Raw genomic sequence first — 7,453 nt, 5'->3', positions numbered from 1 at the left:
CGATCTCGGTGGCCAGCGTCCACCTGCTCGATATGGGCAATCTCAGCCTCAATGCCGGCACGGCAGGTGCGGCGCCCGCCCCGGCGGCGTTCGTCATGCCGGTGCCGGTGGTCAGCGTCGTCAAGAAGACGATCCCGATCTACCTCGACTATGCCGCGCGGACAGAGCCGATCCGCAGCATCACCTTACAGGCGAGGATTCCCGGCTATCTGCAGGAGCAGACCGCAGCCGACGGCGTCGACGTCCGGCAAGGCGATCTTCTCTACAAGATCTCGCCTGACGACTTCCAGGCGGCGCTCGACCAGGCCAAGGCCCAAGTGCAGCGCGACACGGCGACGCTCGACTATGCCCGCTCGAATCTTGGTCGCGGCACCGAGCTCGCCAAGAGCGGCTACCTCGCCAAGGACGGCTTCGACCAGCGCACCAGCACCTTGCGCGAAGCGCAGGCATCGCTGGCGCTGAACCAGGCGGCGGTCCGCACGGCAGAGCTCAATCTGAGCTACGCTGAAATCCGGGCGCCGTTTGCCGGGCGCCTTGGCCGCAACCAGGCCTCGGTCGGAACGCTGGTCAGCGTCGCCGGCACCGTGCTCAACACGCTGGTGCAGCTCGACCCGATCTACGTCACCTTCAACCCGAGCGAGACGGATCTGACCGAGATCGAGCAAGCCCGTGCGAACGGCCCGATCGAAGTGGATGTCCTGCTCCCCGGCCAGACCGAGGCAAGCCAGAAGGGCGAGCTTACCTTCATCGACAATTCGGTCGACCGCTCGACCGGCACGATCACGGCGCGCGCGACGATCGGCAATGGCAAGTTCACGCTGCTGCCGGGCCAATATGTCCGTGTCCGGCTGCATGTGAGAGAGCAGGCCGATGCGCTGATGGTGCCACAGACGGCGCTGGGCTCAAGCCAGCTCGGCAAATATCTCTATGTCGTCGGCAAGGGCAATACGGTCGACCAGCGGCTGGTTTCGCTCGGACCGACGAGCGGCGATCAGGTCGCCATCCTCAGCGGCGTCGCCGAGGGCGACCAGGTGATTACGGGCAATCTGCAGAAGATCGGCCCCGGAGCGCCCGTATCGCCGATACCGGAAAAGCCGGCCACCTGAACACCCCCGTCAGGATCCGGCTTCAGCGCGGCGCCCCGGCCTTCCCACAGGTCGCGGGCGCCGCTCGACTGAGCAGTTCCACCAGACCGGCAACATCGGCCCGGTCGGCCTTGGCCGGCGGCATGAATGCACAATAGGGGTGCCCGAGGTGCACCGAGACGAGGAGAGCGCAATCAGCCGACCGGCCTCCAGATCGGCGTGCGCCATGACCCGCTGGCCAAGCGCGATGCCCAGGCCGAGCCTTGCCGAGGCGATCGGCGTCGGTGAGCGCGATGCGGTTGCCGCTGCGCACGAACAGCTGCTTGCCGAACCAGGTTTCGAGATTGCGTATCTGCTGGCTGACCGCCGCCGACGAAACGCCGAGTTCAGAGGCGGCCAAAGTGAAGCCGCCGGCACGGGCGGCAACTTCAAAAGCCTTGATCGCATTCAGCGGCGGCAACCGTTCCACAGCGGCTCCATATGACTCGCCAGAGGGAATTTCGAAACGGTCTCTGCAGCGTTGGCCAATCAATTGAGATAGCCTCTTGTTAGATTGTCGACAATCTGCTTGTCTTGCTTTCGGTTTCCTGGGAGTGGCCGAATGGCGAAAGCGGATTTCAGTCCTATCGCGGATACGACGCGACGCGCCGAGATCGTTGCGCTGTTGCGGCGCGCGATCCTGACCGGCCAGCTCGCGCCCGGCCAGAAGCTCAACGAGCTCCGTATCTCCGAACAGATGCGGGTCAGCCGCGCGCCGCTGCGCGAGGCGATGCGCGAGCTGGTCCAGGAAGGGATCCTGACCAGCATCCCCTATGCCGGCACCTTCGTCATCGAGGTCACAGCCAAGGACATCGACGATGCCTATTCGTTCAACAAGGTGATGGACGAGCTGGCCATCGAGCGGGCGTGGCCGCTGCGTGACCAGCGCTTCTTCGACGAGCTCGACCGGCGCCACGAAGCCGTGAAGCAGGCGACCCGCGCATTGGACACGACACGCCAGATCGAAACCGCGCTGCAACTGCATGGCCTGATCTACGAATGGGACGACAATTCGGTGCTGCTGGAAACCTGGCAGCGGCTGACCAGCCGGCTGCAGATGTATTTCGCGCTCCACCAGCATGCCCGCAACGAGCCGGTGCCGGCCGAAGACGTTCACGAAACCTATGTGCGGTTGCTGAAGGGCAAGGACATGCGTGCGGCCCAGCGCCATGCCAGGGAGCATATCGATCTCGACTTCGAGGAGTTGCTTGCCTACGCGCGCAGCCTCGAACAACGCCCATCGAGGGGCGCCTGACCCGTTCCCAACACCACAGACAGCGGACAAGACACGTGCAGATCGAGACCATCAAGGCCTACCACGTCATGCAGCCCTTCGTTGACGGGCTATACCGCATGTCGAAGGGGCGCGAGGCCGACGCCTTCGACGCCGTGATCGTGTCCATGACATCAGACAGCGGCATCACCGGCTGGGGCGAGATGGCGCCGCTCGGCAATTTTTACTCGGCCGCCTTCCCCGCCGGCGTTCGCGCCGGCGTGGTCGAGATCGCGCCGCATCTGATCGGCCGCGATCCGCGCGGGCTGGCCAGCATCGGGCGGCTGATGGACACGGTGTTCAAGGGCCATCCCTACATCAAGTCGGCGCTCGACATGGCCTGCTGGGATCTGGCGGCGCGCGCAGCCGACGTGCCGCTGGTCACGCTGCTCGGCGGCAAGGAAAGCGACACCGCGGAACTCTACAAGGTCGTCACGCACGGGAGCGTCGACGCCATGGCCGCGCTGGCCAAGCGCATCGTCAAGGACGGCTTCCACCGGCTGCAGGTCAAGGTCGGCGGCAATGTCCATGACGACATCGAACGCGTCATCGCGGTTGCCTCCTCGGTGCCGAAAGGCACGGTCATCTTCTGCGACGCCAATGCCGGCTGGACTCCCTATCAGGCGCGCCAATTCGCCGATGCCACGCGCGCCATCGACTACACGTTCGAGCAGCCCTGCACCACGATCGATGAAAACATGTCGGTGCGCCGCATGCTCGACAAGCCGATGGTGCTCGACGAATCCGTCACCTCGCTCGAGGCGATGCTGGAAATTCATCGCCTGGGCGCGGCCGACGGGCTGACGCTGAAGATCTCGCGCCTTGGCGGCGTGACGAAGACACGCCAGATCCGCGACATTGCCGTCGACCTCGGCTTCATGATCACGGTCGAGGACACGGGCGGCGCCGAGATCGACACCGCGGCGATGGCGCATCTGTCGCTGTCGACGCCGGAAGAGCGCCGGCTGCACGCCATCGCCTTCCATGAATGGGTGACGGTGCGCACGGCATCGAACATGCCACCGGTCACCGGCAGCCGCATGGGCATTCCAGACGGGCCGGGTCTCGGCATAGACGTCGTTCCCGATCTGCTCGGCGCGCCGTTCTTCGAGGTCGGGCGCTGAGATGAAAATCCGCAGCATCAAAGCCACGCCGATCAATTTGCGCCTCGAAGCGCCCTATGCCTGGGTGTTCGGCGAACTCGACGGATTTTCACCGACCGTCGTCGAAGTCGAGACCGAGGATGGCCTGGTCGGCCTCGGCGAAGCGCCGACGCCAGCGGCGGCCGCGATCATCAATGATGTCCTGGCGCCGCGGCTGGTCGGGCGCGATGCCTTCGACATCGCCGGCGCCGAGCATGTCTGCCTGCCCTTTTGGACCGGCGTGCAGTCGATCAACGACCGCACACGCATCATGGCTTTCGGCGCCATCGAGATGGCTTTGTGGGACCTGCGCGGCAAGGCGTGGAACCAGCCGCTCTACCAGTTGCTCGGCGGCGCCGTACGCAAGGATATCCCGTTCACCGACTATTTTTCGCTGCGCGGTGATGGGCCAAAGGTGAAGGGCGAGACGACGCCCCAGGAAGTCGCCGACTATTGCGTCGAATTGCATGAGACGCATGGAACGACTTTCTTCGAAGGCAAGTTCTCGACCGAAGATCCGAAAATCTCGCTCAGGATGGTCGAGCTGATCCGCAGGAAACTCGGCGACGATGCGATGATCCGTATCGATTCCAACCAGGCCTATTCGCTCAGCACCGCGCGGCGGCTGGCGCGCCCGCTGGAAGAATTGGGCGTGCGCAACTGGGAGGATCCGGTGGCGACCATCGAGGAGATGCGCGAGTTGCGGCGCCATTGCTCGATCCCGTTCTCGACCCACAACATCGACATTGCGCGCGCCATGGAAACCAAAGTGCCGGACGCGTTCGTCGGCAACCCGACGACGCATGGCGGCATCGGCCGGCTGTTGCGCTTCGTCGGCGCCTGCGAGCATGCCGGGATCGATTTCTGGTGCTACAGCGGCGACAGCGGCATCGGCAGCGCCGCCTATCTGCATCTGTGCGCGGCACTCGGCTGGATCAGGGAGCCGAACCAGTCGCTGTTTCGCATGCTGCCGATGGATGTCACCGAGGAAGGACCGTTTTCGCCGAAAAACAATGTCGTGCGCGTTCCGGAAGGTCCCGGTCTCGGCGTCACCTTGTCGCGCGAAAACCTCGCTGCCTGTCACAGAGACTTTACCGAGAAAGGACCGTGCAACAAGTATCATGACCCGGCAAAGCCCGGAACCTATCGCCGTTTGCCGCTGAACTAGATGACGGCTAGCGGCCAAGACCGACGGCCAGACACGAGAAGCCAACCGCCGCGATTTCGGTCGGGAAGGTTGGACAAAGACGGTGGAAGCCGTGCAACCAACAACCCCGAGCGTCCACGCCACGACTGGATGGACCGGACAAAACCGCATGCTAAAGTTCCGGTAGACAGGCCTCCGGTGCCGGGAAAATGGAGCAATCCACGAAAATTTCGTCAACCATAAGAAATAGGGGAAAGGGTAAAAACCCATGAGCAAGAACCACAGCATTCTCGACCTTATCCGGCGCAATCGCACGCCGCTTGAAAATCACCTGATCGACGGCCTCGTCGACGGCCGTGTCAGCCGCCGCGACTTCGTCCGTCACGGCAGCCTGCTCGGCCTGTCGCTGCCGCTGCTGGGCCGCATCGGCATGGCCGCCGGCCTTGGCGGCATGCCGTCGCTGGCGCGCGCCCAGGGCGCGCCGGGCGCCACCATCCGCGTCGCCAGCAGTGTGCCGGCGGCGACGATCGACCCGGTCAGCATTGCAGACGCCGGCGGCCTGCTGATCATGCAGCAGGTTGCCGAATTCCTTTGCGTCGACGGCCCCGATCTGGTGCTGCAGCCGGCCTTGGCCGAAAGCTGGAAGCCGAACGACAACGGCACGGTGTGGACCTTCAAGCTGCGCAAGGGCGTAAAATTCCACAGCGGCGGCGAGATGAAGGCCGACGACGTCGTGGCCAGCATCGACCGCCTTGCCGACCCGGCCAACTCGTCCAATGCGCTGTCGGTGTTCACCGGCATCCTGCAGAAAGGCGCTTCAAAGAAGGTCGACGACTACACGGTGGAATTCCACCTCGATGCGCCGAACGGCAACTTCCCCTACATGCTGTCGTCCGACAACTACAACGCCGTCATCATCCCGGCGAGCTACAAGGGCGACTACGAAAAGAGCTTCGACGGCACCGGGCCGTTCAGAATTGAGAAATACACGGCAAAGGTCGGCGCGTCCTTCGTCCGCAACGAGGACTATTGGGGGCCGAAGGCCTTGCCCGAGCGCACCGAATTCACCTTCTTCACCGACATGCAGCCGCAGATCCTGGCGCTGCAGGGCGGACAGGTCGACATCATCAACCAGATGCCGGTGCTGGCCGGCGTCGCTCTGCTCAACGATCCGAACATCGACATCATCAGCCTGAAGTCGTCGGCCCATCAGCAACTGCACATGCGCTGCGACGAGGGTCCGTTGAAGGATGCGCGCGTGCGCCGAGCCATTGCGCTCTGCCTCGATCGCGACAAGCTGGCCGCCGGCCTGATGAAGGGACGCTCCGCCCTGGGCAATGACAGCCCGTTCGCCGCCGTCTATCCTTCGACCGATACGAGCGTGCCGCAACGCAAGCAGGATATCGCCCAGGCCAAGCAGCTCATGGAAGCAGCCGGCCTTGGCCAGGGCTTCAAGATAACCCTGACCACCGAACGCTACCTGGAAATCCCCGAATACGCCCAGCTCATCCAGAACTGGGTCAAGGAGATCGGCGTCGAGCTCGACCTCAACATCCTCGACCAGAGCGGCTATTACGGAGACGCGGTGTTCGGCAAGTCGAACTGGCTGGATTCGGTGATGGGCATCACCGACTACGGCCACCGCGGCGTGCCGAACGTCTATCTTGCGGCACCGCTGAAGAGCGAAGGCACCTGGAATGCGGCGCATTTCAAGAACAAGGACTATGACGCGCTGGCGACCAGCTACATCGCAGCACTCGACCTCGAGGCGCAGAAGGCCGACGCCGGCAAGATCCAGAAGCTGTTGCTCGAGGAAACGCCTGTTATTTTCGGCTATTTCTACGACTATCTGACGGCGACGGCGAAGGGCGTGGCCGGCGTACAGCCGACCGCCATGTCGCAGCTGTTCCTCGACAAGGCATCGAAAGCCTGAACTAACTCTTTGTTGGAGCATGACCTTTTCCGAAAACCGGTCCCCACTTTTCGGGATCATGCTCAAAGGGAAAGCCAATCCTCTAACAGCCAGCTCCCGCATGGGGCTGGCTCCACAAGGAGTCTTAGCCATTCTCTCCTTCCTTGCCCGGCGTGTCTCGCTGTCGCTGGTGACGCTGTTCCTGCTCAGCATCATGGTGTTCCTGGGCGGCCAGGTGCTGCCCGGCAACGTCGGGCGCGCCATATTGGGTCCATTCGCCGACCAGCGCGCGGTCGACGCGCTCAATCACACGCTCGGCGTCGATCGCCCGCTGCTGGCACAGTACTGGGGCTGGATCTCCAATTTCGTCCAGGGCGACATGGGCACGTCCTACATCTTCCGCTCGCCGGTCGCGCCTTTCGTCATCGATGCGCTCGGCAATTCGATGAAGCTGGCGGCGGTCGCCTTCGTGCTGGTGGTACCGATCGGCATCCTCGGCGGCGTCGTCGCCGCGCTCAACCTCAACCGCCCGCTCGACCGCATCATCAGCCTCGGCGGTCTGTCGGTGACGGTGCTGCCGGAATTCGTCACCGGCATCATCCTGATCCTGATCTTTGGTGTCTGGCTGCGCTGGCTGCCGATATCGGCCGCATGGCCGCGCGACGCCGGCTTCTTCACGCAGCTCTACTACCTGATCCTGCCGTCGCTGCCGCTGTTCCTGGTGCTATTCGGCTACATCGCCCGCATGGCGCGCTCCGGCATGATCGAAGCGCTCGATTCCGACTACACGCGAACGGCCGTGCTGAAGGGCCTGCCCTGGCGCACGGCGATCTGGCGCCATGTGCTGCGCAATGC

At 63.8% G+C, this 7,453-nt stretch carries 7 protein-coding genes; 6 read left to right on the top strand and 1 reads right to left on the bottom strand.

Translation table 11 applies throughout. From position 1 onward, the window contains the following. Nucleotides 1-2 precede the first annotated feature (2 nt). Nucleotides 3-1,106: an efflux RND transporter periplasmic adaptor subunit gene (locus EN879_RS17405; protein WP_245493833.1), complete on the top strand. Its 1,104-nt coding sequence runs from the start codon at nucleotides 3-5 to the stop codon at nucleotides 1,104-1,106. A gap of 22 nt (nucleotides 1,107-1,128) precedes the next feature. Here EN879_RS17405 and EN879_RS40630 read toward each other — a convergent pair whose 3' ends face one another. Continuing rightward, a complete protein-coding gene (locus EN879_RS40630; protein ID WP_275955645.1) occupies nucleotides 1,129-1,554 on the bottom strand; it encodes a LysR family transcriptional regulator in 426 nt (141 codons plus the stop codon). A 132-nt stretch (nucleotides 1,555-1,686) separates the two neighbouring features. On the opposite strand from EN879_RS40630, the gene EN879_RS17395 reads away from it, so the two are divergent. The 5 genes from EN879_RS17395 to EN879_RS17375 form a co-directional block, all read left to right on the top strand. Next, entirely contained in the window at nucleotides 1,687-2,379 is a 693-nt protein-coding gene (locus EN879_RS17395) for a GntR family transcriptional regulator (RefSeq protein WP_127274150.1), read from the top strand. Nucleotides 2,380-2,414: 35 nt separating this feature from the next. Beyond that, nucleotides 2,415-3,521, top strand: coding sequence for a mandelate racemase/muconate lactonizing enzyme family protein (locus EN879_RS17390; protein WP_063167629.1), 1,107 nt, complete (start codon nucleotides 2,415-2,417; stop codon nucleotides 3,519-3,521). Nucleotide 3,522: 1 nt separating this feature from the next. Continuing rightward, nucleotides 3,523-4,707: a mandelate racemase/muconate lactonizing enzyme family protein gene (locus EN879_RS17385; RefSeq protein ID WP_063167628.1), complete on the top strand. Its 1,185-nt coding sequence runs from the start codon at nucleotides 3,523-3,525 to the stop codon at nucleotides 4,705-4,707. Nucleotides 4,708-4,954: 247 nt separating this feature from the next. Beyond that, entirely contained in the window at nucleotides 4,955-6,619 is a 1,665-nt protein-coding gene (locus EN879_RS17380; RefSeq protein ID WP_013532880.1) for an ABC transporter substrate-binding protein, read from the top strand. Nucleotides 6,620-6,719: 100 nt separating this feature from the next. Then, on the top strand, nucleotides 6,720-7,453 hold a 734-nt coding region (locus EN879_RS17375; protein WP_245493832.1), incomplete at its 3' end, for an ABC transporter permease.

The organism is Mesorhizobium sp. M7A.F.Ca.AU.002.02.1.1 (genome assembly GCF_003998535.1).
GTDB classification, from domain to species: domain Bacteria; phylum Pseudomonadota; class Alphaproteobacteria; order Rhizobiales; family Rhizobiaceae; genus Mesorhizobium; species Mesorhizobium ciceri.
Note: the sequence above shows the minus strand (reverse complement) of the source record. Positions and strands in the feature narration are given on the sequence as shown.

Excerpts from the sequence above, each read along its gene's own strand:
- EN879_RS17395 (WP_127274150.1), top strand. The coding sequence starts at position 1,687 with ATGGCGAAAGCGGATTTCAGTCCTATCGCGGATACGACGCGACGCGCC.
- EN879_RS17385 (WP_063167628.1), top strand. The coding sequence starts at position 3,523 with ATGAAAATCCGCAGCATCAAAGCCACGCCGATCAATTTGCGCCTCGAA.
- EN879_RS17380 (WP_013532880.1), top strand. The coding sequence starts at position 4,955 with ATGAGCAAGAACCACAGCATTCTCGACCTTATCCGGCGCAATCGCACG.